Genomic DNA, 24,077 nt, shown 5'->3' on the forward strand with positions numbered 1-24,077 from the left:
AATGGAATCAAAAAATAGCTCAGCAATCAAACTACCTACTAATCAGCACCCTATTCATTCTGGTTTTAGTGCGGCTTCTACTGCACAAGATGTAATCAAAAGTATAAATCTCTCTGGAAAAACTGCTATTGTAACTGGCGGGTATTCCGGAATTGGCCTGGAAACAGTTCGGATCCTTAGTGCTGCGGGTGCAAGCGTTATCGTTCCTGCGCGTGATTATGACAGAGCTGCCCAGCCATTAACAGGAATTAATAATGTGGAGATTAAAGAAATGGAACTAATGGAGCCAGATTCAGTTGATGCATTTGCGGCTCAGTTTGTTGCTTCTGGCCGCCCTGTTCATATCCTGGTCAATAGTGCAGGAATTATGGCAACTCCGCTTATGCGGGATTCCAGAGGTTACGAATCACAACTTTCTACCAATCATTTAGGACATTTTCAACTGACCTTAAGTCTTTGGCCAGCACTATGCCGGGCCGCTGGAGCAAGAGTAATTTCAGTATCCTCCCGTGGACATCGCTATTCTCCGGTGATCCTGGAAGATATCAATTTCGAAAACCGGGAATATACACCCTATACAGCTTATGGACAGTCAAAGACAGCGAACATCCTTTTCGCATTAGAGTTGGATAAACGTGGACAAACACATGGTATCCGGGCTTTTTCTGTTCATCCGGGTACAATTGTCAATACAAACCTGAGCCGCCATGCTTCCAAAGAAGATCTGCTAAAAGCCGGAGTTATTGATACGCAGGGAAATGCAATTTTTGATCCTTTGAGACAACTTAAAACTATACAACAAGGTGCTTCAACAAGTGTTTGGTGCGCAACGAGTCCAAAGCTTGACGGTTTAGGGGGCGTATATTGTGAGAACAATGATATTGCTTCGGTATTGACAGACCTCACCCCAATGGATCCGTTAACCGGGGCAGACGTAAAAGGAAATTTTGGGGTAATGCCACATGCAATTGACGCTGAAATAGCTACTGAACTCTGGAATTTAAGTGAACAGCTTACTGGTGTAAGTATTCAATAGATTTCTTTATTTTTATACTATGGTTATGGAAGATTTAAGCGCGAAAGCAAATGTATTTTTCAATTGCATAGAGAAAAAATACTTCAGCAAAAGGATGAGCATTAATCAGCATGCACTGGTGAGTGTAATATCAGGTGAGATGAAAATCATTCAGGCTGATCATTCTTATATTTTTCGCAGGGGTGACACGTTTCTGATTCCACGGAATCAACTGGCAAGAGTAACCAAATATCCCGCAAATGGGCAGCCATACCGGGCTGTTTCTGTTTATTTCACATTAGAGTTTCTGCGCAAATATTATGCTGATCTAAAGACAGATGATAGCAACCAGGATATTCCTAAAATCAAATTATTTGCTCAGCATCCTTTATTGGATAGTTTATTTAGTTCCTTGTTACCTTACTTTAGTTTCTCTGCTGAACTGCCTGCTGCAATAGCATCAGGAAAAGTACAGGAAGCAATCACCATTCTACGAACTATTGACCCGGATATTGATCATATCCTTGGTCAATTCGAAGAACCAGGAAAAATCGATCTGGAAGATTTTATGGAGAAAAATTACATGTTCAATATGCCGGCAGAGAAGTTTGGATATTTAACGGGAAGAAGCCTGACTACTTTCAAAAAGGATTTTAAAAAGGTGTTCCATACTACTCCCCAAAAATGGCTGACAAAAAAACGACTAGATCTCGCCCACTACCAAATATTTGAAGGGAAACAAAAACCATCTGCTGTTTACTTCGAGGCAGGATTTGAAAACCTGTCTCATTTTTCTTTCGCTTTTAAGAAGCAATTCGGCTATAATCCGACGCGTGTTTCAAGATGAGTTCTGTATATTTATTAAACCAAATTCATAAGATATGACTAACTGGCCGGAATTAAAATATGAAAACCTGAAAGAGACACTGGCAACAGTACAATTGTGGACACAGATCGTTGGCAAGATCAGGCTGGTCAGGTCTCCATGGCTTAATCATTCCTGGCATGTAACTTTATACGTATCCGGAAAGGGTTTGACTACGGGCAGTATTCCTTATCACAATGGTCTTTTCCAGATAGATTTTGACTTCCTTACACATCAGCTGATCATCACCTCAAGCGCAAACGGACAACAACAGCTCAGTTTATCTTCGCATACAGTATCCAGTTTTTATCACGAGCTTTTTGAAAAGCTAAGACTTTTGGAAATTGAAGCACCAATATATGCCAGGCCAAATGAAATAGAAAATGCGGTCCCATTTCAGGAAGATACAATCCATTGTCATTATGAGGAAAATCAAATTGCTGCATTCTGGCAGGCACTGGTTAAAATGGAAGCTGTTTTTACCAGGTTCAGAGCAAAGTTCAGTGGAAAATGCAGCCCGGTCCACTTCTTTTGGGGAGGGTTTGATCTGGCTGTTACCCGGTTTTCGGGCAGGAAAGCACCTAAACATGCTGGCGGAATGCCCAACATGCCACTCGATGTAATGCAGGAAGCTTATTCTCACGAGGTAAGCAGCTGCGGTTTCTGGCCGGGCAATGATAATTTCCCTTATCCTGTTTTCTATGCTTACTGTTACCCTACTCCGGAAACATTTAAAGACCAGCCTGTAAAACCTGAGAAAGCCTTCTATAGCCCTGATTTAGGTGAGTTTATCCTTCATTATGAAGAAGTGAGAAATGCTGCTGACCCTGAAAAATTTCTGATGGAATTTCTACAGTCAACTTACGAGGCCGCAGCAGTTACCGGAAACTGGGACAGAGCTTCTCTGGAATGTGATTTTTCTAATTTTGAGCCCTGATTTTTTTCTGATTAAAATCCATGTTCTTTCCCCATCAGCTCATTTACTTTTGCTGATGTTTGATGAATAATTTCATCCATCTCCTTCACACAGTTATTAATTCTTTTATAATATTCTTCTTTCTCTTCCTGGTTTGCTGCAACGTTGGCAAGTGCTGACAATCCTAATATAGAGGCTACAGGTTTTCTGATCTCATGAGAGTTAATCCAGGCAATCTCTTTGAGCGTATGGTTCTGCTCACTAATTTCTACTTCACGCTTTTTACGTTCGGTAATCTCGGTGACAATATCGATATATCCCGAGTGCTGTCCATCGGAATCTACGATTGAAGTACTATTTACTTCAACCCAATAGGGATCTCCACTTTTTGAATAGTTTATAATTTCAATATTAAAGAAATCATGCGCTTTGAGTGAAGCTATGATCGCATCACCGGTCACCCTGCTGGTTTCGGGGCCATACAATATTTCGCCGGGGGTTTTCCCTTTCAGCTCATTCAACGGATAACCTGTCAGCTGTTCAAATGAAGGGTTAACCCAGCTTATCTTTCCTGCAATATCTTTAATGACGACACCGCTTTTAACTTTACTGACCACATCGGCCAGTTGCTTGTTTTCTTCATCTTTACGTCTGAGTTCATCAACATCTTTCACGGCTCCGATAATCCTCCGGGGTGCACCATCCTCACCAGTCACCAAATAAGCCTGATCAAAAACATACTTATAAGTTCCATCAGCACAAAGCAGGCGGTAAGAGGCTTCCCAGCGTTTTTTAGCTTGTTTAACAAAGGCATTTAAGCTGTCAAGCACTCTCTTACTATCTGATGGGTGCATTTTGCCTATCCACCAATCCGGCTTGAAAAAACCTTTCGTATTGTCATAGCCAAATAGTTGTTTTAAACCTGAATTCCAGGTCACCTGGCTTGTCGTCAAATCCCAGTCCCATATCGCGTCGTGTGTAGCTTTGTTGACTAATTCGTGCCTTTCCAACGCATTATTCAATAATAATTCCCGGTTAAAGCTGTCTGTAATATCTTTGAGCACACCACTGATTTTATAGGGCTTTCCATCCTGGTAAATCACTTTTCCTGCTTCACGTACATGACGCCATTCACCGTCAATTTTTAGGCGGTGCACATAATCCATCTCCCCTGTAATCTTTGTTTTTTCATGCGCTGCAAGAAATCCATCCAGATCATCAGGGTGGATTTGTTCCAGAAAAAATGAGACGGTTGTAATGGCCGCATCAGGTGTCAGACCAAACAATGTATATAAATTATCAGACCATATTACTTCATCTGTTTGCAGCAAATACTCCCAACTGGCAATCTTAGCCATTTTATGGGCATAATACCATTGTTGCTGATCTTTCTTACTGTTATCGAGCGCGCGTTGCAAATAAGCTAATTCGCGCTTCTTTCCTCTATTATAAAGGTTGACCAGGTAATGCAGCAAGACTGCACTAAATGCGATAAAGAAAAAGCCTTTCAGACTATTAATCAGCGCACGATCCTTTACTGGCATACCATCCACCAAAAAGGCAATCAGCTGATCACTTAGCACAACCCAGACACAGCCTATAATTACGTACAGTAGTACGATGTAATTCTTGTTCTTCAAATGAATTGAGCTTATAAAATCATATCGCCTGTCTGAAATTCAAACGGACTCCTAAAAATAACGATAAATATCGATTTAAAGCCAGAAGTATGGATTATGGCATAACTAATTTGATTTCGTACAATACACATTCCCGCAGTCTTGCATCGTCAATTAATAAAGGGTGATTAAAGGTCAGCACTTCTTCCATTCCAAGTTTTTTCATCACGTTTATGGAGGGTATATTTATTTTTGGCGCCATTGCATTTACCTTATCAAGGTTCAAATGAGTCAACGCATAATCAAGACATCTTTTGGCTCCCTCTGTTGCAAACCCCTGATTCCAGTCTCTGAAGCCAAATCTTTCTGATTTGAAAATATACTGTTTGTCCGATTTTATCATTTTGCAAATTGTATTGTATGGAGAATAAAGATATAGAACTCAATTCCAGCCAAAATAGTTTAAAAGCATTTAGATAAAATGTACCCTATCGGGTATAATCAATAAAAAAAATAAAACATTTATACCCGATAGGGTATATTAAACTATATTTATATATTTATATAAATTATCCATATATGGATAACGGCATTCAAATTTGGTATAAAATAATGAGTCCAATCGCATCATTTATTAAAGAAAAAAGGAAAAGCTTAAAACTTTCTCAAGAAGATCTTGCATTTAAAGCAGGTGTAGGATTACGCTTTGTTCGCGAACTGGAATCTGGGAAAACTACTCTGCGTTTAGACAAGGTTAATCAAGTACTTGAACTATTTGGCAAGCAAGTTGGCATCACCGAAAATTACACCACTGAATAATGCAAAAAGCAAAAGTCTATTACAGAGAATTCCTGGCCGGTATACTGGAACAATACGACGGCGGCTATCGTTTCACTTATGATCCAATTTACCTGGATATGGAAAAGTCTATGCCTGTAAGTCTAACCTTACCTTTATCGCCCTATCCTTACCTAAGCAGGATTCTTTTTCCTTTTTTTGATGGTTTGATCCCTGAAGGATGGTTACTCCATATTGCCAGAGAACAGTGGAATTTTAAAAGAAATGATCGGTTTGAGTTACTTATTAATCTTTGCAGAGACACTATAGGCGCTGTTACTGTTTATCCAGAAGAGGAGGAAGAAAATGGATAATTGTTTCTTTTGTTACCAGCCAGTTCCTGATGGCCAGCGTTATCACAATAAATGCAGTAAACGCTTTTTTGGTGTGGATTCTGTCCCAGAACTCCTGCTTAATACTGAGCTATTAAATCAGCTGGCTAAAGAAACTGTAAACCAGCGAATTTCAATTACTGGTGTACAACCTAAATTATCAGTTGAATTAACGACAGTCAACAAAGAAAAGAGATTAACAGTTGTGGGATTATGGGGCAAATATATTTTAAAACCTCAAAACAAGGAGTTCCTGCAAATGCCCGAAGTAGAAGACTTAACTATGCATCTTGCTGCATTATTTAAGATTAAAACCTGTAATCATTGTCTGATACCTGCATCCAACGGAGAAATGGTGTATTTGGCAGAACGCTTTGATCGGCAGGGGAATTTCAAAATCCATATGGAAGATTTCTGTCAATTAGGTGAATTTCAAACAGAGCAGAAATATGATAGCTCTTACGAACGTTGTGGTAAACTAATTAATAAATATTGTACTTATAACCGTCTTGATATCCTGACTTATTTTGAGGTACTTCTATTTTCCTTCCTCAGTGGCAATAATGATATGCACATGAAGAATTTTTCCGTACTTCACAGAGAAAATGAAATTATTCTCTCCCCTGCATACGACCTGATCAACGGCAGTTTAATTAATCCAGCAGATCGCGAAGAGATGGCTTTACTCTTGAACGGAAGGAAAAAGAACATCAAGCGCAGGGATTTTGAGCAATTGGCGAATGTGCTGGGGATTTCATCCGTTGTATTTCAACGAATGTTGAAGAAATACACCTCAAATACAAAAAATATTTTTGAGCTTATTGATTATTCCTTCTTATCCGAAGTATATAAAAAGGATTATAAACGTATCTGGCTGGAAAGAACTGAAAAACTAAAGGCCTGATTGTTGATACCTTGTCTATATTAAGTATCCGACCGGTGTCTGAGCTAATTAAAAAAAAATTGAACATATGAAGCAATTTATCATTCTCCTATCAGCCGCTATATTGCTGGCTTCCTGTAATGGCAAACATAAGGACACTAATAACGTTACAGACTCAGTCCATACTAATGCAAAGGATACTATCCGGCAAAAGACCCCTGCCATGGGAAACGCTGCTCAGGAACTTTCCCCTGAAGCTGCTAAAGTGAAAGAATGGCTCATTGCTAACATAGAAAGCTCTTTGAACAAGGCTAACGGTAATATGGAAAATTCGAATGAAGAAGCCGAAAAAGAAGTGAAAAATATTTATACAACTCAATATAGCGCTTATAAAATTGATGCAATCAATGTGGACTTGGATGATGGCCTCACTGAAGACGAATTTATTACAAAGTGGAAGGGAAAGTATAATCCGGAATTAGCAGGAATTGGATTTGGTTTCTTAATTCCCGAACAAGATTACGGTCTGATCAAAGTGACAAATTGTAAGCTAAAAAACAAAACTCCCGATGGTTTTGTATTTAATGTAGTACTTGAAGATACTAATTATCACAAAAAATATAATAGAGATATCAGGGTTATTGAAGCGGCAAATTCATTTCTTATTGATGACGTATTAGAATATTAGCCACTTATTTAACTATAAATTCCAGGGAATTCACCGAATAACAATTATCTGGAACTATTCTAAATTAGTTTGGTATATTTGTGATGTATCTTGCGTTGAGATATAATATTAAAATATTACAGTAATTTACGACCCTAATGATGATAGAATTAAAGACAGAGTTTTCAGAATACATTAAGGATTTCGAAGAGAAATTAAAACTCTTATTCAGGGGAAAAGAAAATATTAATCAATTTAATTTAGCGGCAGAACTTCCTCCTTTAGTGATGAAGGAGATTCTTGCCGAGCAACCTTTGGCAGCTGCTATACCGGAAGAGTATGGAGGCCGGGGAGCTGAGGTAAAAGAATGTCTGAGTGTGCTGGCAGCAGCTTCTTACGAATCTTTACCACTTTCGCTTACCTTTGGAATTAACATTGCCCTTTTTCTTGAACCGCTTGCAAAATATGCAGACGAGTCTGTTAAAAAAGAAGTTTTTGACCGTTTTCTTTACGAACAGAATATGGGTGGACTGATGATCACTGAACCAGACTATGGAAGTGATGCCCTCAACATGAAAACCCGTAATAGCGAATTGACAAATGGTTACCATATTAAAGGGACAAAACATTGGCAGGGTCTCACCGGCCTTGCTGACTATTGGCTGATTGCTTCCAGAGCTGAACTGGCTGACGGCGGACTTAGCCGCGATATTGATTTCTTTCTATGTGATAATACAAAAGAGAAACAACATGTGGTAGTAGAAGAGTATTTTGATACCATAGGTCTGCATATGATTCCTTACGGACGTAATATTTTAAACATTGAAGTACCTAAAACGTTTAAATTAAATCCGGAATCTACTGGTATTAAAATGATGCTGGACATTCTGCACCGCAGCAGGATGCAGTTTCCTGGTATGGGAATGGGCTTTATTAAGCGAATGCTGGATGAGGCGCTTCTACAATGTAAAAACAGGATGGTTGGGGCAACAAACTTGCTGGCTATGGATCAGATCCAATTTCAGCTTTCAAAAATACAATCTGCTTACACTATCTGTTCAGCAATGTGCGTTAGAAGCAGTAAGATTAGCGGTATTGAACACAGTTTGGCTACAGAAGGCCTGGAAGCTAATAGTATGAAAGCTGTAGTTACTGATTTGATGCAGGAATCTGCACAGATTTTAACACAGGTTTCTGGCGCTAAAGGATACCAGACTTCACATGTTGGTGGCCGTGGGATTATGGACAGCAGACCTTTCCAGATTTTTGAAGGTTCAAATGAAATGCTTTATGCGCAAATTTCTGAAATCATTGTCCGTCAGATGAAGAAACAGAAAGAATCGAATTTATTTGATTTCCTGGCTACACTTCAACAAACCGCTCAAGCTTGTCATTACTTCAAAAATGAGCTGAGTTTCACTTTGAACAGTGCACTTTCACAACGAAAATTATTTGATCTGGGAAAAGTAATCGGAAGAATTGTTTCTTTAGGTTATGTATTGGATCTGGAACTTAAAGGATTTAGAAAAGACCTGATTGACAATTGTATTATGAACGTTAAACAGGAAGTACGTACTTTAATCTGTGCATTTAACTTCGATAACAGTTCACAGGTAATAGAAGATTATAAATCAGAAAGTTCATGGTTTAACTTTGCTTAACCAGAGAATTTTATCCTGATTTAATAAATTAATAAAAAAGCCGGTATGTAAACATACCGGCTTTTTTTGGCCAGGCCCGATCTAAAAATCGACTTTAATCTTAGCCCTTATCCCCCATTTGGATATTCTTGGATGGTCCAGATAAGTAAACCTCCTAACCAGATCCATCCTCAGTATTTTGAATATATTGGATATTCCGACACTTCCCTCCACATAAGGAGTAGCACCTAATGCCGGAGACACTACATTACCATGCCGATCCCTTGGAAACTGATATAATCCCGAACCTTCAATCGGCTCATTCTTACTGGAAAGAGAACCACTTAAAACTTTTAAAGTCAGGATCTCTCTTAATTGAAGACGCTTCACCAATGGTATTTTGTTCAGGATAAAGCCATTGAAATTATGTTCCAGATTAATACTTGCATACCTGTCACTCATAAATTCCATGAAATTCATCAGGTTATAAGATGGCAGTTCGTAAGCATAACTTTGATTAGCACGATGTATAGTCAATAATGGAAATGGAACTTTTCCAAATACCTTACCGGCCTCCAGGATAATATCTGAATAACCAAACTGTGAAAAGTAAGCTCTTTTAAACACATTAAAGGTTAGGTTCTGGTAGTTATAGTCTCCATTCAGAAATCCTTTGACCCCAACGGAGCCGCGCAAAGTGAAAATAGGATATTCATTACGGATTGGTCTTCTGAAGCGTTTTCCCTGATAAAACTGCTCATGAGGTGCCCACCTCACTTCAGCTGTAAATTCAGAAGTTGTAATATCCGGGACTTCCACATGTCCAGCGTCAGTTAATGCGATAAACCGAAGTCCACCTGTCGGATCTAAGATCTGATTTTTATAGGCCACTTTAAACGATAAATGATTCTCCATTTCATTTAAATATTCAAAAATCCATTTCCTGTTGTACAGCCATTTATCATTTACTCCTCTTTTAAAAGATAACAGGAAGTTATCATCTTCAAGAAAATTGAGATCCTGCCCCGGTATCTGTGTCTCATAACTATGTCTTAAGGTTAATGATTTTACTGGAAATTCATAAATTGAACCCGGGGAAAGTGAAAGTACCGTCCCTAATGAATATTTCCATTTCTGATCACGGCTACCATAAGCGACATGTCCATCAAAGAAAATTCGTTTGCTGAATAAATCGGTAGTCCGTCCACCAACTTTGAGCCTCAGCCCCTCTACAGGATTAAAACTATAAAAAGAGTTGAATGGGCCAACTTCTACTTTACCCTGCCCCAGATAACCAGAAAGTAAGAACGAGGCAACCCCCATAGCCCGTTTAAATGGCTTTGAGTTTTTCAGACTATCTATATTCTTATACGCCATCTCCTCAATTTGAGTGAGCTTTTCCGGCCTCAGCTCTGCCATTGGCACCGGCTGCATTGATTTACCTTCGACAGGTTTAAGTTTTAAGGGCAGATTTAATGGTGCCGGGCTACTCACAAAATCATTGATGAACAAAGTCCTTTCCCCAAAAATGCTTGCCCCCTCTTTAAAAAGGCCAAGATCCATCGCCATTACACTTTTTCCTAAATAATAATGACCCGTTTTATCCTGGTGGTATTGAAGAGATATATTCATCTCCTTTACCCAGTTAATATTTATTTTAGAATTGACAGAAAGTGTTGCCTTTTGTACAGCATACTTACCATCGAGAGAAATATACAGATAACCCAGAAAGAGCACATCTTCCTTATTACGGGGGGCGATCATCAGCTTAATCTGCATTGGAGATACATCTTTTAGTGTATCTATAATAAAATACTTATAAAACTGAGGAGCAAGCTCTGCAATCGGACTCATAAAACTCTGATTACCAATACCTATGTCATTTTGATAAATATCAACGCGCTGATAAATCTTATCCAGATATTCATTGATACCATCTTCGTCAATAAATTGATCTATACGGGATTGATTCTCTGCCAGAACAGAAGTCTCTTGTTTAAAAGGATTTTGATAAACCAGGTTATGGCTCATCTTTTCTTTCATAAAAATGGGGGTCAACAATTTGCCCGGCCGGGTCAGAGAGTCCGAATTATCCTTTAAAAATGATAACCTCTTAAGCAATTTTGAAGTCTTTGCTTTTTCAGTAGTCATACTTAATGAAATATTCATTTTCTCATATTCCTGATAAGAAAGGTAATTTTGAAGATTTGCTGCATTGGACTTCTTGTGTTCAATCACTCTTCTGATCAGTTCAACTGCTGGATTGTCCTTATTCTTATATCTTGGTTTATGAGCTACAGAGATACTTACCTCAGACAAATCCTCAGATTGCGGCTCTAATTCAATATTCATATGATGGCTATGTCCGGCAGGCATTTCCAGTTTTAGCCTTCGGTACCCTATACCGTAAAAATGAATTGCTTTGATCTTTTCCTTTGATAGAATAGTGTAAAATCCCTTAGCATCGCTTGAGGTCTTACTTGTCGAATTTTCGAAACTTATGGTTACTCCGGACAATGGCTGCCCTGTTGCTTTATCTGTAATCAGACCTTTCACCTGTATGGTCTGGGCCTCTGCCTTAAAGAAGAAAAAAAGAAAGAATATTGAAATAAGAAACTTCATAAAGCCTATAGGCCATAATTGATTGGGATAACACAATAACTAATTACAAACTGCCCATTACCCAAATCACGGGCAGTTTGTATGGATCGCAAAACTATTTTAATGGTATTGCGTAACCCAATGTTGCGATGAAACCGCGGTTTTTAACTGTTGCAGGGCCTTTGCTTACATCAGTTAAACCAAGTGAATACCTGGCATCAACCAGAACAGCACCATTACCTAAAGGAATAGCCAGGCCACCACCCATCTGAACGCCGAAGTTTAACTTCTGGACTTTGGCCTGATAGAAAGCTTCCATTTTATTCATTCCGCCAACAGCCAGTCCAATAGATGGGCCTGCGTTAATGTATACCGGGCCAAAAGAATACTTCACCAAAACCGGAAGCTCCAGGTAATTCAGGTTATACTTGTTGTTATCATTTTTGATTTTAGTACCCGCACTGACATAGTTTAATTCTGGTTGAATTGAAAATGCTGAATTTTTAATATTCACATTAACACCTAATCCCGCTGTAAAACCAGCCTTTGATTTTTCTCCCTCCATATTACTAACCGACTGTCTGGAGAAACTTAAACCAGCTTTCGGAATTAACTGAATATCCTGTGCCTTTACGAATTGTACAGAGACCAATAGCCCTGCTGCTACTAATAATTTTTTCATACCTCAATAATTAATTTTACTTTCTTTATCCTTCAAATTTAAACCGGCCTGAAAGCTAAAAGCGGATAAAGTAACTGAGACGGAAATTAGTCCTGCTGAAACGACATTTCAATCTGTCCAACAGCGTTTCCATTTCCCGGGCCCTCCTTATTCAAATCATTTAAGCTAACCGCTTAAAGCTGAATAAAGCACGCCTCAATAATAAATAAGTTCTTTTAATGTAAGTCATCTGTGATTATTTGATTCATAAACGCAGGATTTCTTAAGACCCCTATTCGGGAGTTAAAAACAAAAGGCCTTTCATTAATTATGAAAGGCCTTTTAAGAGGGGTTAGTATTGTTCAATTAAAACTTGATCAGCAGTTTTTCAGCCATCAGCTTACCGTCTTTATAATATTCAAAAAACCATGCTCCATTCTTTTTCAATACGATTCCATTAGCGGTTTCATTGTCAGCAATAAAATAATCCTGCACAGAAGTCCTTGATAAGGTTAATACTTTTTTAGGTGTAGTATCTATCAATTGATACCCATTAGCAGTTGGCTGTGCATATAATGTTCCGGCAGGCTGATTTGTTTCTACTGTTACAGGCTTTGCAGTGGCGATCACCGCAGCACTGACAGGAACAGTTGCCGTTGCTACAGGAGCAGTCACCGTTGTTGTAGTCGCCGCTACTTGCTGATCTGTATTCACTGTTCCGTTATAAGCGTATTTAACTTCATCTAACGAGGTAAATGCATCTCTTAAAGCAAGATTATAAGAAGTTTTATATTCTTTCTCTCTGCTCTTGCCTTCCTTGCTCTTAAAAATAATATTACCCTTACAATCTTTTAGTAAAAGCGTGAGGTTGGTTGTAAACATTCCTTTCTTCTCCAGCACCTCAGCATGTAAAGCATCACACTTATTATTGGCGATGGCTGTTGGCAGTTCGAAATTATCAAAATAGGTTTCAAAACCTTTTTCGGTCAGCAGGAATTTAGCCAGTGTATTTAATCTATACTGATCCTGTTCTTTAAGAAAACTGAATTTCTCAGGTACCAGCACATATTTATAATTATTAATTGTATTCTGGGCATACCCTGAAAAGGAAATGAATAAAAGGAGTAATAAAACGTATCTTTTCATATTAAACATTGATTTTTACAAAAATTATTAAGGAGACCCTAAGATAAGAATATAGTTTTCATGGAAGCGAAAGAAATATTAAAACAACATATCACTAAAACTGCCTCATTGACCGAAGAACAATTTGAATACCTTTTCTCGCATTTTAAACCGAAGTCTTTTAAAAAAGGTCAGGTAATAATCGGTGCTGGTGAAAAAGTAGACCATGAGTACTTTGTTGTTTCCGGTTGCTTAAAAGCATTTTTCATTAATGATGAAATCAAAATGTATATCCTCCAGTTTGCCATGCCTACCTGGTGGACTTCTGACTATGGAGCTTTATACAATCAAACCAGTGCTACAATCAGTGTAGATTGTATAACTGATGCAGAAGTGCTTTGCCTGTCTAATCATGACCGTGAAAAAATATGCAGTGAATTGCATCAGGCCGAGCATTTTTTCCGTTGGAGAACTAACAGAGGTTATCTGGCTTCACAAAAAAGGCTCTTATCATTTATGAATAATGATACCAGGATCCGTTATGAAGAGCTGCTGGCATTATACCCCCAACTCTATAACCTGGTTCCCAAACATCTGATAGCTGCTTATCTTGGTGTTTCAAGAGAAACGCTCAGCAGACTTTACCAGGCACACAAATAACCCGGATACGAATGTGATGTACATCACCTAACCAGCTGAAATTTCCTGCCGTCCTTTGTACTATCAAATCATTAGCGATTGATAATATAAAGAAATGGAAACTAAAAAATTCAAAGTTATAACTACGCAAAGCAGCATCGGCTGGACTGGCAAAAAAGTAACTGGCGCACACCATGGTACTATCTCCATTAACGATGGTACACTTATTCTGGACGATAACAAACTCAGTGGCGGAAGCTTTGTTATTGACACGACCTCTATAAAAATACTCGATATCACTGACCCGGATACAAATGCTCAGTTTGCCGGTCATTTATTCTCTGAAGATTTTTTCGCAACAGAAAGTTTTCCTGAAGCCTTATTTACATTGACTAATTCTGAGTACATCAGTTCATTGAATTATGTGCTCACAGGAAACCTGACTATTAAAGGCATTACACATTCAGTAGAATTTCCGGCAACAGTGCTTGTCACAGCAGATGAGATCAATGCTTCAGGAAAAATCATTATTGACCGGACTAAATATAACATGAAATTTCGTTCAGGTAACTTTTTCACGAATCTTGGTGATACACTCATCTATAATGAATTTGATCTGGATGTAAAATTAACTGCATCAGCCACGCTTTAACCTCAGGTCATGCCCTACGTAAAAATAGAAGTTACCCGCGAAGGCGTTACCCGGGAACAAAAACAATCCCTGATTGCAGGAATCACTAAACTCATCACAGAAATACTGGACAAAGATCCTCAACTAACGCATGTAGTGATTCAGGAAATTGAACTGGATGATTGGGGATATGCAGGCGAACAGGTTTCTCTGCTCCGCGAAAAAGGAATAACAGCTAAAAACAAGCTTAAATAACATTATGAAAACACAGACAGTAATCGTAACCGGTGCATCAACTGGTATTGGTAAAGCAATCGCAGGTTTATTTCTGCAAAAAGGATATAACGTAATTATTAATTCCGCAAACGAAGATAATTTAAGAGCTACATTTAACGAATTAGACAATCAGGAACGTGTAGCTATGGTTATTGGTGACATTAGTAAACCAGGCACCGGACAACTGCTCGTTGATACGGCTGTAACCCGTTTCGGGGCTGTGGACGTACTCGTAAACAATGCCGGGATATTTGAACCCAAACCTTTTTTGGAGGTCGATGAGGCGCATCTTGACGGTTTTTTAAATATTAACCTGAAAGGCACTTATTTTACAAGTCAGGCGGCTGTAAAACAAATGCTCAAACAAGGTGAAGGCTCCATTATTAATATTGGGACTGTACTTGTTGACCATGCTATTGGTGGATTTCCAGCCACAGCACCTATTTCAAGTAAAGGAGGCATCCATGCACTGACCAGGCAACTGGCCACAGAATTTGGCCCCAATAACATTCGTGTAAACGCGATAGCACCAGGAATCATCAGGAGCCCGCTTCAAGCTAAAACAGGCGTGACCAATGCTGACAGTCTTGCCGGTCTTCACCTGCTGAACCGTATCGGTGAGACCAGTGATGTTGCAGAACTCGCTCTTTATCTGGCTGGCAGCAATTTTGTGACAGGTGAAATCATTAACTTAGATGGAGGCCATGTTTCCGGTCATCACATCGGATAATAATTAAGAAAATGACTAATCACTATACTGATAATGCGGAGGCTGTAGCAGCCGTATTATCTACTTATTTTAAAGGTATTTTTAATGGAGATACAACAATCCTCAGAAATATCTTTCACCCGCAGGCGATAATTGCCGGGGAGATCAAAGGAGATCCCTATCTTAAAAGTCTGGATCAGTACCTGGATGGCGTTGAAAAACGTAAAAGTCCTTTCGAGCTGAATGAACCATTCCGAATGGAAATATTAGCGATAGAAATTATTAATTCTATAGCAATTGCCAAAGTACATGTACCGATATTTGATTTTAATTACTACGATTTGCTCTCCCTGAATAAGATTAACGGAGAATGGATCATAATGAATAAATTACTCACACACGTAAATCTATAAATGATGTGGCACCGAACTCAAATCAGCGAACTATTTGGCATTAACTACCCTATACTTTCAGGCCCTATGGGCGGCGGCTTCTCTACTCCGGAACTTTTAGCCGCTGTATCTAACGCAGGCGGACTGGGAAGCTTTGGTGCTTACACACTTGAACCAGAGCAAATACTGGCAGCAGCTCAAATTATAAAAACCAAAACAGATAAACCTTATAATATTAATCTGTGGGTATCAGATGTTGACGCCTCTCTGATTGATTATCCGACAGAAAAAATCGAAAAGGTAAAGCAGTTATTTAAGCCTTATTTTGATGAACTCAGCATCCCGCTTCCCGATCTGGATGCAAATATTCCTTCCAGATTTTTAAAACAGGCAGAAGCAGTTTTTGAGATCAGACCAGCAGTATTTAGTTTTATATTTGGTATTCCATCAAAAGAGATATTGGATGAATGCCGTAGAATGGGTATTAAAACCGTAGGTGCAGCCACTACACTGGATGAAGCGCTGGCACTGGAAGAAGCAAAAGTTGACGCTATAGTTGCTGCCGGATTTGAGGCCGGAGGACATCGTCCTTCATTTCTGCGCCCGGCACAGGATTCATTAACAGGAACTTTTGCGCTTATTCAACAATTGAAAGCGAGCATAAAAACTCCTGTTATTGCAGCAGGCGGTATTGCTGATGCGAAAGGTATTGCTGCTGCATTAACCTTAGGTGCTGATGCCGTTCAGTTAGGAACAGCATTTCTTGCTACAGATGAATCAAATGCGACTCCGGTTCACAGAGCTAAGTTATTTTCTAAGGAATCCAATTACACTGCACTTTCCAAATCCTTAACCGGCAGAATGGGCAGACTGATCCGTAACCGTATTTCAGAAGAAGTTAAACAAGAGATTGAAGTTCTTCCATTTCCACTGCAAAGTCGTCTGATCGGCCAGTTGAAAGCAGCCGCACTTGCTCAGGGTAAAACGGATCTGATTAATTTCTGGTCAGGTCAGCATACGGTGACTTTAAAACACACGAAGGCAGCTGATTTAATGCAGGCACTGATCACAGAAACAACAAATCTTTATCCTTAATGGTTAATTTCCTTAGTCGTGGAAATTGGGGCATCACCTGTTGCGGAGTCCAGACGGGCATTCCGCAACTTTGCACGGATGGACCATCCGCTAAATATATAGATCAGGGTAATTACGAGATATATCCATAGTGGAATGTTTTTTCCGGCAATGATTAAATAGAGATAAGGTAAGCTATAGCCTAAAGCAGCAAATAGCAAAGGCAGCAGAATAGATCTTTCTTTTCTTAAATTTTTAATGGCCAAGCCCAGAAACAGGAGAAATAAGAGCTTACTCAACAAATACAAGGCACCAAATAACCACGGATCTACCTGATGCAAATCAGCTTGATGAAACAGGTAATTCTTTATAATCGTGAAATAGTATTCCATCTTTTTTTATTGATCAGACGAACTGGTGTTGTAATATAGCAATCACATAAGGGGAATCGATCCTGATATCATGGTTGGTATGTAGCGGAATAGCTAAATAATCTCCTGCATTCAGCGTAAAAACTTCGTGGCCGACAGTACAGGTACAAGTGCCTTCCAGAATAAAAAAGCTTTCGGCTACCACGTCATGAACCTCATCTGGTACATTCAATTTAGTGATCACCAGGGTTTGGGCCATTTGTTCATTTTGCTGTAATACATGTGCAAAAAAATCGTCAAAAGGTGCTGCCGGAATCAGATGTTCCACCGCTTTTAACCAACTTTCATAATTTGAGTATTTACTGGTCGGTGGCAGGTGATTCAGATCGAGCACTTCTTCAGCAATACCCAAAGCAGCCATTATTCTGCCTTTAAGTTGCAGACTGGGCATAATAGCATGGGTTTTGGCCAGTTCTTCGATGCTGAGTTCGATCCGGTTAAGTTCCTGTCCGATTTCGGGATGCCCTAAACGCAACGCTGCGATCTCGTTTCCAAGGCTCACATTGTCTAACTCGAAACAATATTGTTCCAGGTTACCCTCATCAATATAGGATTTGATGTCCATTGAATGCAAAGATAGGTAATGAATTGTATACCAAGGATAAATCTTTAAAGGTTCGTACAACCTACGGTGTGATTGATGAATGATTTCATGAGCCGATCCCCATTAATTTATTAGTGTTTTCCCTGTTAGTCGAAACTTAATCCTGATCCTTACAAAAAAAATAAATATTATATCAGCATGTTCGGGATCAATTCATAAACTTGTGTGCAGGCTCTTTTTTAAGCATAAATTTTTGACACGCTAAACAGAAAGTCTTTGCTATCACGGATGCTCTTATGCCTCGAAACAAGTCCGGGCTGTTAGTAAATAAATTCAAAATAGCTAAATAATAAAGCTATATCGGCCGGGTACTGCCTGAGTACTGCCCGGGTACTCGTTAGGGTAAGAGCAGTGCTAAAGTAACGTGAGAGCATGGCAAGTCCAAGTCAAAACAACTAGTTGAAATGACTTAGAGTAAGTATGCTTAAAGGCTGTTTACAACCTGGTATCACCCCGATCTCTATTCAGGCACAACTTAGGTCATAACCGGATGAAGATTAATGAAATTATAATTTTCCCTTTGACTAACCCACGGACAACTGCGGACAATTGCGGACATTTTTTACGCATCAGGATAATCTTTAACGCGAATAGCTTACATTGGTGGAAAAGCATTTATTTATTATGGGAAGTTTAACGGGTAAATTTTCAAAGGGAATCCTGGGCGGTTTCATTTTTAAAGCAGCAGTTTGGAGTACTGGGTGTTTCAAAAGTTCTGTACCGGGCATAATGAAACAATCAATGGAAACCGAAAAAGGCATCAGAGAACTTTCGTAAAAGTAGCAAGCCTGGAAAAATCAGGGTCTTTCCTCCCCCTAAGAATTCCGCTGAAGCGTTGGCCGATCTCTTATCAAAGTAATCAGGGTGTTTAATAATGATAAATTGAACTATAAAATCAGAAAGTGTTTATGACTTGATCCTAAAAATAATATAAGCATGTCCGGAAAGATAGCTGGGGAAGGAAAAACCGCATCAACAAAAAAGCCTTCCAGTTTCCACTGAAAGGCTTCTTGCAATTTGCTCCCTCTGCTGGGCTCGAACCAGCGACCCTCTGATTAACAGTCAGATGCTCTAACCAGCTGAGCTAAGAAGGAGTGCTGGTTTTTTAAAAAAATAACGCCTTTTTTAAAAAGGTAAAGCGTAATATAAAAGGCAATGCCCTCTACTTTAACAGAAAAAACCTTTCAACATGATGTTGAAAGGTTTTTAATCTGCTCCCTCTGCTGGGCTCGAACCAGCGACCCTCTGATTAACAGTCAGATGCTCTAACCAGCTGAGCTAAGAAGGAGTACTCTGGTTATCCGAAAACGTTTTCTCTGCTTTAATAAACAACATAAAGCTTCGTTCGTTTTGGGAATGCAATATTAGGGCTTTTAAATTATTTATGCAATATTTGTAGACAATATTTTTCAAAAAAAATTAAAATAAAACATATGAGCCTGATAATCATAGGGAGTGTAGCATTCGATGCAATTGAAACTCCCTTCGGAAAGACTGATAAAATAGTAGGTGGAGCGGCAACTTACGCTAGTTTGGCTGCTTCTTACTTCTATAATAAAGTGAAAATCGTCGGAGTTGTAGGTGATGACTTCCTTCAGGAAGACATTAATACCTTTACAAAACACGGTATTGACACCGAAGGTTTGCAGATAAAAGCAGGTGAAAAATCATTTTTCTGGTCAGGAAAGTACCACAATGACATGAACAGCAGAGACACTTTAGTTACTGAGCTGAATGTTTTGGGAGATTTTGACCCGATTATCCCTGAGAGCTACCAGGACTGTGAATACCTGATGTTAGGCAATCTTTCTCCACAGGTACAGCAAACAGTCATTACACGTCTTAAAAACAGGCCTAAATTAATCGTTTTAGACACGATGAACTTCTGGATGGACATTGCATTGAATGATTTGCTGGATACGCTTAAAATGATTGATGTATTAACAATCAATGATGAAGAAGCGCGTCAGCTTTCAGGCGAATACTCATTAGTTAAAGCAGCGAAGAAAATTCTGGAGATGGGCCCAAAATACCTGATCATTAAAAAAGGTGAACACGGTGCATTGCTTTTCCATGAAGATAAAGTATTCTCTACCCCTGCTCTCCCTCTTGCAGAAGTTTTCGACCCAACTGGCGCTGGTGATACTTTTGCTGGTGGTTTTATTGGTTACCTGGCGAAAGTTGGAACCATCAATTTCGATACCATGAAAAATGCAATCGTTTACGGTTCTGCATTAGCATCTTTCTGTGTAGAGAAATTCGGTACAGAAAAAATCGTCAACCTGACAGCAGCAGAAGTTGCCGGTCGTATACAGGAATTTGTAAACCTAAGCGCTTTTTCAATTACTGAAGCTTAATTATTCCGTCCGCCTGAAAAATAGCGGGCATGAATCCAAACAAAAAGCATCAGCCTGAAGGCTGATGCTTTTTGCTAAATTTTCAGTTTACCAATCACAGTAAACTTTTCAAATACAGTTTCTGAGTGTGGTGCATCTGCTAATTCACTGGTCAAATCCTGTCCTGCCCAATGCTCATAATGTTTACCGTTTTTCCATAGCCGGCTTTCCCCAACATCATAAATCAACCCCAGATAAGCCACCCATATTTGCGGTTTGTCCTGTCCATTTCTCAATGCTAATTGCTGTTTAGTAAATTCTGGCAGTTCCATTACCGGCGTGATCTTAATTTAAAAAACTCAAAAAGATAAATACTCAGCAATAGCATTCCCATAAAATAAAAAGGAGTTTCAAAAGGAATATTAAATTGATTAAAATTCAATGTTTCAGTACTATTATACTGAATTACAGGAAGATTGGCCAGTACACCGTACACCATATAAAATGGGATTAAGGTCACCAGAAATGCGCGATAAAAACGATACATAAACCTGATTTTATTGACATATTCAATGTACAGAATAAACACAAATAAGATAGAAAATGTAAAAAGCGTATATAACTTTTGATGACCAAAATAGAGCATCGCTATACATACACCCAGCATAATATTACTAAAAGCGAGACTATATTTTTCAAGGCTATTAGCGGGAAATCGATGATTAAGAAACAAGTAAACCGCGAGCCCGCTGAAAGGTAAAATAAACAATAACAGCAACTCTTCTACCGGTAATTGCCACAAAGTCATCCCACTCAGGTAAGGCGGGTTAAACACAATTACCTTTAATTGTGTCATAAATTCCGTAGGGATGGAGAAAGAGAAAACACTAATTAAAACAGCAAGAACTATGAATTTACTCTGGTCAGTAAAGTTCAGTTGCCGGATAGAAAACAGTAAAACCGGCAGTAGCAAAAGTGCAAGGTCAATAAATAAATAAGTATAGTTCATTTAGCAGGATAAGTCTGAAGACCAAAAATATACTTTTGATCCCATTAAACCATTTTCTTTTATCCTGCGCTATGCTTTCATTACCCAAAAATAAAGCACAAAAAAAGCAGCTGTTTTAAAACAACTGCTTTTTTAAATGAAAAACAAAGCTCTTAAACAATCTCTGTTCCCAGAATTTCTTTAGAATACGTTTTAAGATATTTTTTCAATATCTGTCGTGCTACGTGGATCCTTGTTTTTACTGTACCAATTGGAATTTCAAGCATATCCGCAATTTCATGGTATTTATAGCCTTCAAAATATTTAATGAAAGGCACATAGTATTCAGGTTGTAAAGTTGCTAAAGCCTTATTGATGTCACCAATAATAAACTTACTATCTATTGTATTTTTAGTTGCACTATAATGAAGATTTGCAGAAGAAATATCCTCAGATTTAGTAATTAATGCATTTGTTTTAACCAAACGCCTGTAATTATTAATAAAAGTATTTTTCATGATGGTAAATAACCATCCTTTCAAATTTGTACCCTCTTTGAACTTACTGTAATACGTAACCGCTTTCAGCATGGTATCCTGAACTAAGTCGTTTGCATCTTCAATATCTTTAGTAAAATTTAAAGCGAATGACTGCAAGGAAACCGAGTGGTTGTGAAGCTGAAGGTTGAATTCATTTTTTGTCATAGTGTTTAAGTTTTAAGGTTAAAAAAGCAAGCAAACAAGACCTTTTAAAAAGTGGCGTTATCGAGTTTGTTTAATCTTGTATATTAACACTTATACAACATATGTACCAAAAAAAAGATTCATGGTTAAACATATAGATTTAATTGTTTAACCATGAAAAAACCCCTTATAGTTGTGAAAATCACACAATTGTTACAGGATATTCACTTCCCGTTCCAATTTTATATCAAATTTAGAGAATACAGTGTCTATAATTTTTTCTGAAAAACTATACACTTCCTGACCTGTTGCACCTCCATGGTTAACCAGCACTAGTGCCTGATTTTTCCAGGTACCTGTATGCCCTTCAGTCATTCCTTTAAAACCGCATTGTTCAATCAGCCATCCAGCAGCCAGTTTCACTTTATTCTCGCCGGCCGGGTAGCTGATCATTGCAGGAAATTCACGTTTTAAGACTTCAAATTTTGAACGCTCAATAATAGGGTTCTTAAAGAAACTACCTGCATTTCCAATAGTTGACGGATCTGGCAATTTACTTACCCTGATCTCTGCCACAACTTTTGAAATATCTGTGATTGTAGGATGCGTAATTCTCCTTTCAGCAAGCAACGATTGTATCGCACCATACTGAGAATTGATTCTGATACGGGTAAATAGCCTGAAATTGACACGCGTAATAATATATTGACCTTTTAATTCATTTTTAAAAGCACTGTCTCTATAAGCGAAATGGCAATCCTCATAACCAAAATTTTTAATCTCGCCTGTAGCTAGTTCGAATGCTTCACAAGACTCAAACACATCTTTAAGTTCTACACCATAAGCACCAATATTCTGGATTGGTGATGCACCTACAGTTCCCGGGATCAGGCTTAAATTTTCCATTCCTGCAAAACCATTTTCTACGCAATAGTTCACCAGATCATTCCATACCACTCCTGCTCCTGCACTAACAAAAACCTGGCTATCTGCAACTTCAGTAGTAATATCAGGGATACTAACCTTCAACACCAGACCGGTATAGTCTTCTGTAAAAAGCACATTGCTCCCACCTCCAAGTACCAGCAATTTGTTGGTCTTGAACACCGGATGATCCCTTAAATCTACCAGCTCATTTTCAGTAAAGATTTCAGTAAAAAAACGTGCTTTGACATCGATACCAAAAGTATTGTAAGGTTTAAGGGATATATTTTCTTGTATTACAAGCATAAGAATTATTAGAATTATTTACCGCAAATGTAATTGTTAGGCTGTGTAATAAATATGTTAAATATAATATTTAATAAATTTGCATAATTTACATCCGATTCTAACCCTAATTCAAGCACGCTCACAGAAAAAAAGCATTGCTCATTCACAATGGAAAATCAAGATAGAAAAAGACTTTTAATTATAGACGCTGCATTAAAGAGGTTCGCACATTACGGACTCGCAAAAACTACAATGACTGAAATCGCAAAAGACATTGCTTTTTCAAAGGCGTTACTCTATTATTATTTTCCGGATAAATTGAGCTTGTACGTTAGTGTAATCGAACATATGATGCATACCATCAGCAGGGACCTGATTAAATCTGTAGAGAAGACCTCTACCGCTACAGAAGGTATCCTGATGCTCTTGCAGAAAAGACAAGCTTTTACACAAAAGTATTACAACCTGCTTGAATACACTCAAATGATTGGCCCTGAGCTTCCGGAAGCACTGTATGAAAAATTTCAGCGTGCCAGAGCATTCGAACTTAAAATTATTACTGGTTTACTAACTAAAGGTGATACATCAGGAGAATTCTCCATCAGGGACATCCCTTTCACTACCGAAATATTTGTGGAAGCCGTATCGGGTATCCATTTCAATATTCTTAATCGTGCACGAAACATTTTTCCAGGTAAAGAACAGTTTAAACTCATTTTTCTGAAAGAAAAAAGATTTGCTGAGATCTTTCTGGCAGGTTTAAAGCCCGCAGATTAAGAATACATTTAAGTCATAGAACTACCATTTATTCATCAGAACAACTTATAAGAGACTGAAGACCAATAAAAACGGTTTAAGATAACTTATTAAAGTCATAATAATGTCATTTATTCATTAAGGATACTTGTTTTTATACTAAAGTTTCTTTATTAGAAACGCTT

The 24,077-nt window shown here is 38.4% G+C and carries 27 protein-coding genes and 2 tRNA genes; 16 read left to right on the forward strand and 13 right to left on the reverse strand.

Annotated features, from left to right (window positions below):
* The first annotated feature begins 1 nt into the window (after nucleotide 1).
* The 3 genes from HDE70_RS17570 to HDE70_RS17580 are packed head-to-tail and all read left to right on the forward strand — an operon-like array spanning nucleotide 2 to nucleotide 2,817.
* Nucleotides 2–1,036, forward strand: coding sequence for an oxidoreductase (locus tag HDE70_RS17570; protein WP_183891414.1), 1,035 nt, complete (start codon nucleotides 2–4; stop codon nucleotides 1,034–1,036).
* Between the two features lie 25 nt (nucleotides 1,037–1,061).
* Nucleotides 1,062–1,862, forward strand: coding sequence for a helix-turn-helix domain-containing protein (locus tag HDE70_RS17575; protein ID WP_260161174.1), 801 nt, complete (start codon nucleotides 1,062–1,064; stop codon nucleotides 1,860–1,862).
* A gap of 34 nt (nucleotides 1,863–1,896) precedes the next feature.
* Nucleotides 1,897–2,817 carry a DUF5996 family protein gene (locus HDE70_RS17580; RefSeq protein WP_183891416.1) on the forward strand — a complete coding sequence of 307 codons (921 nt, stop codon included), beginning with the start codon at nucleotides 1,897–1,899 and terminating at the stop codon, nucleotides 2,815–2,817.
* An 11-nt stretch (nucleotides 2,818–2,828) separates the two neighbouring features.
* Here the strand turns inward: HDE70_RS17580 and HDE70_RS17585 are convergent, their stop codons facing one another.
* Together HDE70_RS17585 and HDE70_RS17590 are read right to left on the reverse strand one after the other, a co-directional pair.
* Complete coding sequence (locus HDE70_RS17585) at nucleotides 2,829–4,436, reverse strand: PAS domain-containing protein (RefSeq protein WP_183891417.1); 1,608 nt, start codon at nucleotides 4,434–4,436, stop codon at nucleotides 2,829–2,831.
* Nucleotides 4,437–4,530: 94 nt separating this feature from the next.
* On the reverse strand, nucleotides 4,531–4,818 hold the full coding sequence (locus HDE70_RS17590; protein WP_183870116.1) for a GNAT family N-acetyltransferase: 288 nt from the start codon (nucleotides 4,816–4,818) through the stop codon (nucleotides 4,531–4,533).
* Nucleotides 4,819–4,994: 176 nt separating this feature from the next.
* Between HDE70_RS17590 and HDE70_RS17595 the strand changes: the two genes are divergently transcribed.
* From HDE70_RS17595 to HDE70_RS17615, 5 genes are all read left to right on the forward strand, one after another.
* Nucleotides 4,995–5,234 carry a helix-turn-helix transcriptional regulator gene (locus tag HDE70_RS17595; protein WP_260161177.1) on the forward strand — a complete coding sequence of 80 codons (240 nt, stop codon included), beginning with the start codon at nucleotides 4,995–4,997 and terminating at the stop codon, nucleotides 5,232–5,234.
* Nucleotides 5,234–5,566 carry a HipA N-terminal domain-containing protein gene (locus HDE70_RS17600; protein WP_221270773.1) on the forward strand — a complete coding sequence of 111 codons (333 nt, stop codon included), beginning with the start codon at nucleotides 5,234–5,236 and terminating at the stop codon, nucleotides 5,564–5,566. The genes HDE70_RS17595 and HDE70_RS17600 overlap by 1 nt, the downstream gene beginning before the upstream one ends.
* On the forward strand, nucleotides 5,559–6,488 hold the full coding sequence (locus HDE70_RS17605) for a HipA domain-containing protein (RefSeq protein WP_183870117.1): 930 nt from the start codon (nucleotides 5,559–5,561) through the stop codon (nucleotides 6,486–6,488). The genes HDE70_RS17600 and HDE70_RS17605 overlap by 8 nt, the downstream gene beginning before the upstream one ends.
* A gap of 67 nt (nucleotides 6,489–6,555) precedes the next feature.
* Nucleotides 6,556–7,155: a hypothetical protein gene (locus HDE70_RS17610; protein ID WP_183891418.1), complete on the forward strand. Its 600-nt coding sequence runs from the start codon at nucleotides 6,556–6,558 to the stop codon at nucleotides 7,153–7,155.
* A 137-nt stretch (nucleotides 7,156–7,292) separates the two neighbouring features.
* A complete protein-coding gene (locus HDE70_RS17615) occupies nucleotides 7,293–8,795 on the forward strand; it encodes an acyl-CoA dehydrogenase family protein (RefSeq protein WP_311676720.1) in 1,503 nt (500 codons plus the stop codon).
* 81 nt (nucleotides 8,796–8,876) lie between these two features.
* Here HDE70_RS17615 and HDE70_RS17620 read toward each other — a convergent pair whose 3' ends face one another.
* The 3 genes from HDE70_RS17620 to HDE70_RS17630 form a co-directional block, all read right to left on the reverse strand.
* On the reverse strand, nucleotides 8,877–11,396 hold the full coding sequence (locus tag HDE70_RS17620; RefSeq protein ID WP_183891419.1) for a DUF5686 family protein: 2,520 nt from the start codon (nucleotides 11,394–11,396) through the stop codon (nucleotides 8,877–8,879).
* Between the two features lie 94 nt (nucleotides 11,397–11,490).
* Complete coding sequence (locus tag HDE70_RS17625; protein ID WP_183870120.1) at nucleotides 11,491–12,057, reverse strand: porin family protein; 567 nt, start codon at nucleotides 12,055–12,057, stop codon at nucleotides 11,491–11,493.
* Between the two features lie 345 nt (nucleotides 12,058–12,402).
* Nucleotides 12,403–13,182 carry a hypothetical protein gene (locus HDE70_RS17630; RefSeq protein ID WP_183891420.1) on the reverse strand — a complete coding sequence of 260 codons (780 nt, stop codon included), beginning with the start codon at nucleotides 13,180–13,182 and terminating at the stop codon, nucleotides 12,403–12,405.
* 60 nt (nucleotides 13,183–13,242) lie between these two features.
* On the opposite strand from HDE70_RS17630, the gene HDE70_RS17635 reads away from it, so the two are divergent.
* From HDE70_RS17635 to HDE70_RS17660, 6 genes are all read left to right on the forward strand, one after another.
* A complete protein-coding gene (locus HDE70_RS17635; protein WP_183891421.1) occupies nucleotides 13,243–13,821 on the forward strand; it encodes a Crp/Fnr family transcriptional regulator in 579 nt (192 codons plus the stop codon).
* Between the two features lie 94 nt (nucleotides 13,822–13,915).
* On the forward strand, nucleotides 13,916–14,452 hold the full coding sequence (locus HDE70_RS17640) for a YceI family protein (protein WP_183870309.1): 537 nt from the start codon (nucleotides 13,916–13,918) through the stop codon (nucleotides 14,450–14,452).
* 9 nt (nucleotides 14,453–14,461) lie between these two features.
* Nucleotides 14,462–14,686, forward strand: coding sequence for a tautomerase family protein (locus HDE70_RS17645; RefSeq protein ID WP_183870308.1), 225 nt, complete (start codon nucleotides 14,462–14,464; stop codon nucleotides 14,684–14,686).
* Between the two features lie 4 nt (nucleotides 14,687–14,690).
* On the forward strand, nucleotides 14,691–15,437 hold the full coding sequence (locus tag HDE70_RS17650; protein WP_183870307.1) for an SDR family NAD(P)-dependent oxidoreductase: 747 nt from the start codon (nucleotides 14,691–14,693) through the stop codon (nucleotides 15,435–15,437).
* A gap of 11 nt (nucleotides 15,438–15,448) precedes the next feature.
* Nucleotides 15,449–15,829 carry a nuclear transport factor 2 family protein gene (locus tag HDE70_RS17655; RefSeq protein ID WP_183870306.1) on the forward strand — a complete coding sequence of 127 codons (381 nt, stop codon included), beginning with the start codon at nucleotides 15,449–15,451 and terminating at the stop codon, nucleotides 15,827–15,829.
* A complete protein-coding gene (locus HDE70_RS17660; RefSeq protein ID WP_260161180.1) occupies nucleotides 15,830–16,903 on the forward strand; it encodes an NAD(P)H-dependent flavin oxidoreductase in 1,074 nt (357 codons plus the stop codon).
* On the opposite strand, the gene HDE70_RS17665 is transcribed toward HDE70_RS17660, so the two are convergent.
* From HDE70_RS17665 to HDE70_RS17680, 4 genes are all read right to left on the reverse strand, one after another.
* Nucleotides 16,900–17,274 (reverse strand): hypothetical protein, encoded by a 375-nt coding sequence (locus HDE70_RS17665; RefSeq protein ID WP_183870305.1) that lies wholly within the window; start codon nucleotides 17,272–17,274, stop codon nucleotides 16,900–16,902. The genes HDE70_RS17660 and HDE70_RS17665 overlap by 4 nt on opposite strands.
* A 13-nt stretch (nucleotides 17,275–17,287) precedes the next feature.
* Entirely contained in the window at nucleotides 17,288–17,878 is a 591-nt protein-coding gene (locus HDE70_RS17670; protein ID WP_183891422.1) for a cupin domain-containing protein, read from the reverse strand.
* Nucleotides 17,879–18,937: 1,059 nt separating this feature from the next.
* Nucleotides 18,938–19,011, reverse strand: a tRNA-Asn gene (locus HDE70_RS17675).
* Nucleotides 19,012–19,131: 120 nt separating this feature from the next.
* Nucleotides 19,132–19,205: transfer RNA gene (locus HDE70_RS17680), tRNA-Asn, on the reverse strand.
* A gap of 145 nt (nucleotides 19,206–19,350) precedes the next feature.
* On the opposite strand from HDE70_RS17680, the gene HDE70_RS17685 reads away from it, so the two are divergent.
* Complete coding sequence (locus HDE70_RS17685) at nucleotides 19,351–20,274, forward strand: PfkB family carbohydrate kinase (RefSeq protein ID WP_183891423.1); 924 nt, start codon at nucleotides 19,351–19,353, stop codon at nucleotides 20,272–20,274.
* Between the two features lie 74 nt (nucleotides 20,275–20,348).
* Here the strand turns inward: HDE70_RS17685 and HDE70_RS17690 are convergent, their stop codons facing one another.
* The 4 genes from HDE70_RS17690 to murB form a co-directional block, all read right to left on the reverse strand.
* On the reverse strand, nucleotides 20,349–20,585 hold the full coding sequence (locus HDE70_RS17690; RefSeq protein ID WP_183891424.1) for a cytochrome b5 domain-containing protein: 237 nt from the start codon (nucleotides 20,583–20,585) through the stop codon (nucleotides 20,349–20,351).
* Nucleotides 20,585–21,262: a lycopene cyclase domain-containing protein gene (locus tag HDE70_RS17695; RefSeq protein ID WP_183891425.1), complete on the reverse strand. Its 678-nt coding sequence runs from the start codon at nucleotides 21,260–21,262 to the stop codon at nucleotides 20,585–20,587. The genes HDE70_RS17690 and HDE70_RS17695 overlap by 1 nt, the downstream gene beginning before the upstream one ends.
* Nucleotides 21,263–21,414: 152 nt before the next feature.
* The gene (locus tag HDE70_RS17700; RefSeq protein ID WP_068405876.1) at nucleotides 21,415–21,945 is read right to left on the reverse strand and encodes an RNA polymerase sigma factor; all 531 of its coding nucleotides are present in this window, start codon (nucleotides 21,943–21,945) and stop codon (nucleotides 21,415–21,417) included.
* A 192-nt stretch (nucleotides 21,946–22,137) separates the two neighbouring features.
* Entirely contained in the window at nucleotides 22,138–23,154 is a 1,017-nt protein-coding gene (murB, locus tag HDE70_RS17705; protein ID WP_183891426.1) for a UDP-N-acetylmuramate dehydrogenase, read from the reverse strand.
* Between the two features lie 150 nt (nucleotides 23,155–23,304).
* On the opposite strand from murB, the gene HDE70_RS17710 reads away from it, so the two are divergent.
* On the forward strand, nucleotides 23,305–23,913 hold the full coding sequence (locus tag HDE70_RS17710; RefSeq protein ID WP_183870037.1) for a TetR/AcrR family transcriptional regulator: 609 nt from the start codon (nucleotides 23,305–23,307) through the stop codon (nucleotides 23,911–23,913).
* Nucleotides 23,914–24,077 lie beyond the last annotated feature (164 nt).

It is taken from the genome of Pedobacter cryoconitis, from assembly GCF_014200595.1.
In the GTDB taxonomy this organism is placed as follows: domain Bacteria; phylum Bacteroidota; class Bacteroidia; order Sphingobacteriales; family Sphingobacteriaceae; genus Pedobacter; species Pedobacter cryoconitis_C.

Coding starts and splice junctions, on each gene's coding strand:
- HDE70_RS17570 (WP_183891414.1), top strand. CDS start 2: ATGGAATCAAAAAATAGCTCAGCAATCAAACTACCTACTAATCAGCAC.
- HDE70_RS17575 (WP_260161174.1), top strand. CDS start 1,062: ATGGAAGATTTAAGCGCGAAAGCAAATGTATTTTTCAATTGCATAGAG.
- HDE70_RS17580 (WP_183891416.1), top strand. CDS start 1,897: ATGACTAACTGGCCGGAATTAAAATATGAAAACCTGAAAGAGACACTG.
- HDE70_RS17590 (WP_183870116.1), bottom strand. CDS start 4,818: ATGATAAAATCGGACAAACAGTATATTTTCAAATCAGAAAGATTTGGC.
- HDE70_RS17595 (WP_260161177.1), top strand. CDS start 4,995: ATGGATAACGGCATTCAAATTTGGTATAAAATAATGAGTCCAATCGCA.
- HDE70_RS17600 (WP_221270773.1), top strand. CDS start 5,234: ATGCAAAAAGCAAAAGTCTATTACAGAGAATTCCTGGCCGGTATACTG.
- HDE70_RS17605 (WP_183870117.1), top strand. CDS start 5,559: ATGGATAATTGTTTCTTTTGTTACCAGCCAGTTCCTGATGGCCAGCGT.
- HDE70_RS17610 (WP_183891418.1), top strand. CDS start 6,556: ATGAAGCAATTTATCATTCTCCTATCAGCCGCTATATTGCTGGCTTCC.
- HDE70_RS17615 (WP_311676720.1), top strand. CDS start 7,293: ATGATGATAGAATTAAAGACAGAGTTTTCAGAATACATTAAGGATTTC.
- HDE70_RS17620 (WP_183891419.1), bottom strand. CDS start 11,396: ATGAAGTTTCTTATTTCAATATTCTTTCTTTTTTTCTTCTTTAAGGCA.
- HDE70_RS17625 (WP_183870120.1), bottom strand. CDS start 12,057: ATGAAAAAATTATTAGTAGCAGCAGGGCTATTGGTCTCTGTACAATTC.
- HDE70_RS17630 (WP_183891420.1), bottom strand. CDS start 13,182: ATGAAAAGATACGTTTTATTACTCCTTTTATTCATTTCCTTTTCAGGG.
- HDE70_RS17635 (WP_183891421.1), top strand. CDS start 13,243: ATGGAAGCGAAAGAAATATTAAAACAACATATCACTAAAACTGCCTCA.
- HDE70_RS17640 (WP_183870309.1), top strand. CDS start 13,916: ATGGAAACTAAAAAATTCAAAGTTATAACTACGCAAAGCAGCATCGGC.
- HDE70_RS17645 (WP_183870308.1), top strand. CDS start 14,462: ATGCCCTACGTAAAAATAGAAGTTACCCGCGAAGGCGTTACCCGGGAA.
- HDE70_RS17650 (WP_183870307.1), top strand. CDS start 14,691: ATGAAAACACAGACAGTAATCGTAACCGGTGCATCAACTGGTATTGGT.
- HDE70_RS17655 (WP_183870306.1), top strand. CDS start 15,449: ATGACTAATCACTATACTGATAATGCGGAGGCTGTAGCAGCCGTATTA.
- HDE70_RS17660 (WP_260161180.1), top strand. CDS start 15,830: ATGATGTGGCACCGAACTCAAATCAGCGAACTATTTGGCATTAACTAC.
- HDE70_RS17665 (WP_183870305.1), bottom strand. CDS start 17,274: ATGGAATACTATTTCACGATTATAAAGAATTACCTGTTTCATCAAGCT.
- HDE70_RS17670 (WP_183891422.1), bottom strand. CDS start 17,878: ATGGACATCAAATCCTATATTGATGAGGGTAACCTGGAACAATATTGT.
- HDE70_RS17685 (WP_183891423.1), top strand. CDS start 19,351: ATGAGCCTGATAATCATAGGGAGTGTAGCATTCGATGCAATTGAAACT.
- HDE70_RS17690 (WP_183891424.1), bottom strand. CDS start 20,585: ATGGAACTGCCAGAATTTACTAAACAGCAATTAGCATTGAGAAATGGA.
- HDE70_RS17695 (WP_183891425.1), bottom strand. CDS start 21,262: ATGAACTATACTTATTTATTTATTGACCTTGCACTTTTGCTACTGCCG.
- HDE70_RS17700 (WP_068405876.1), bottom strand. CDS start 21,945: ATGACAAAAAATGAATTCAACCTTCAGCTTCACAACCACTCGGTTTCC.
- murB (WP_183891426.1), bottom strand. CDS start 23,154: ATGCTTGTAATACAAGAAAATATATCCCTTAAACCTTACAATACTTTT.
- HDE70_RS17710 (WP_183870037.1), top strand. CDS start 23,305: ATGGAAAATCAAGATAGAAAAAGACTTTTAATTATAGACGCTGCATTA.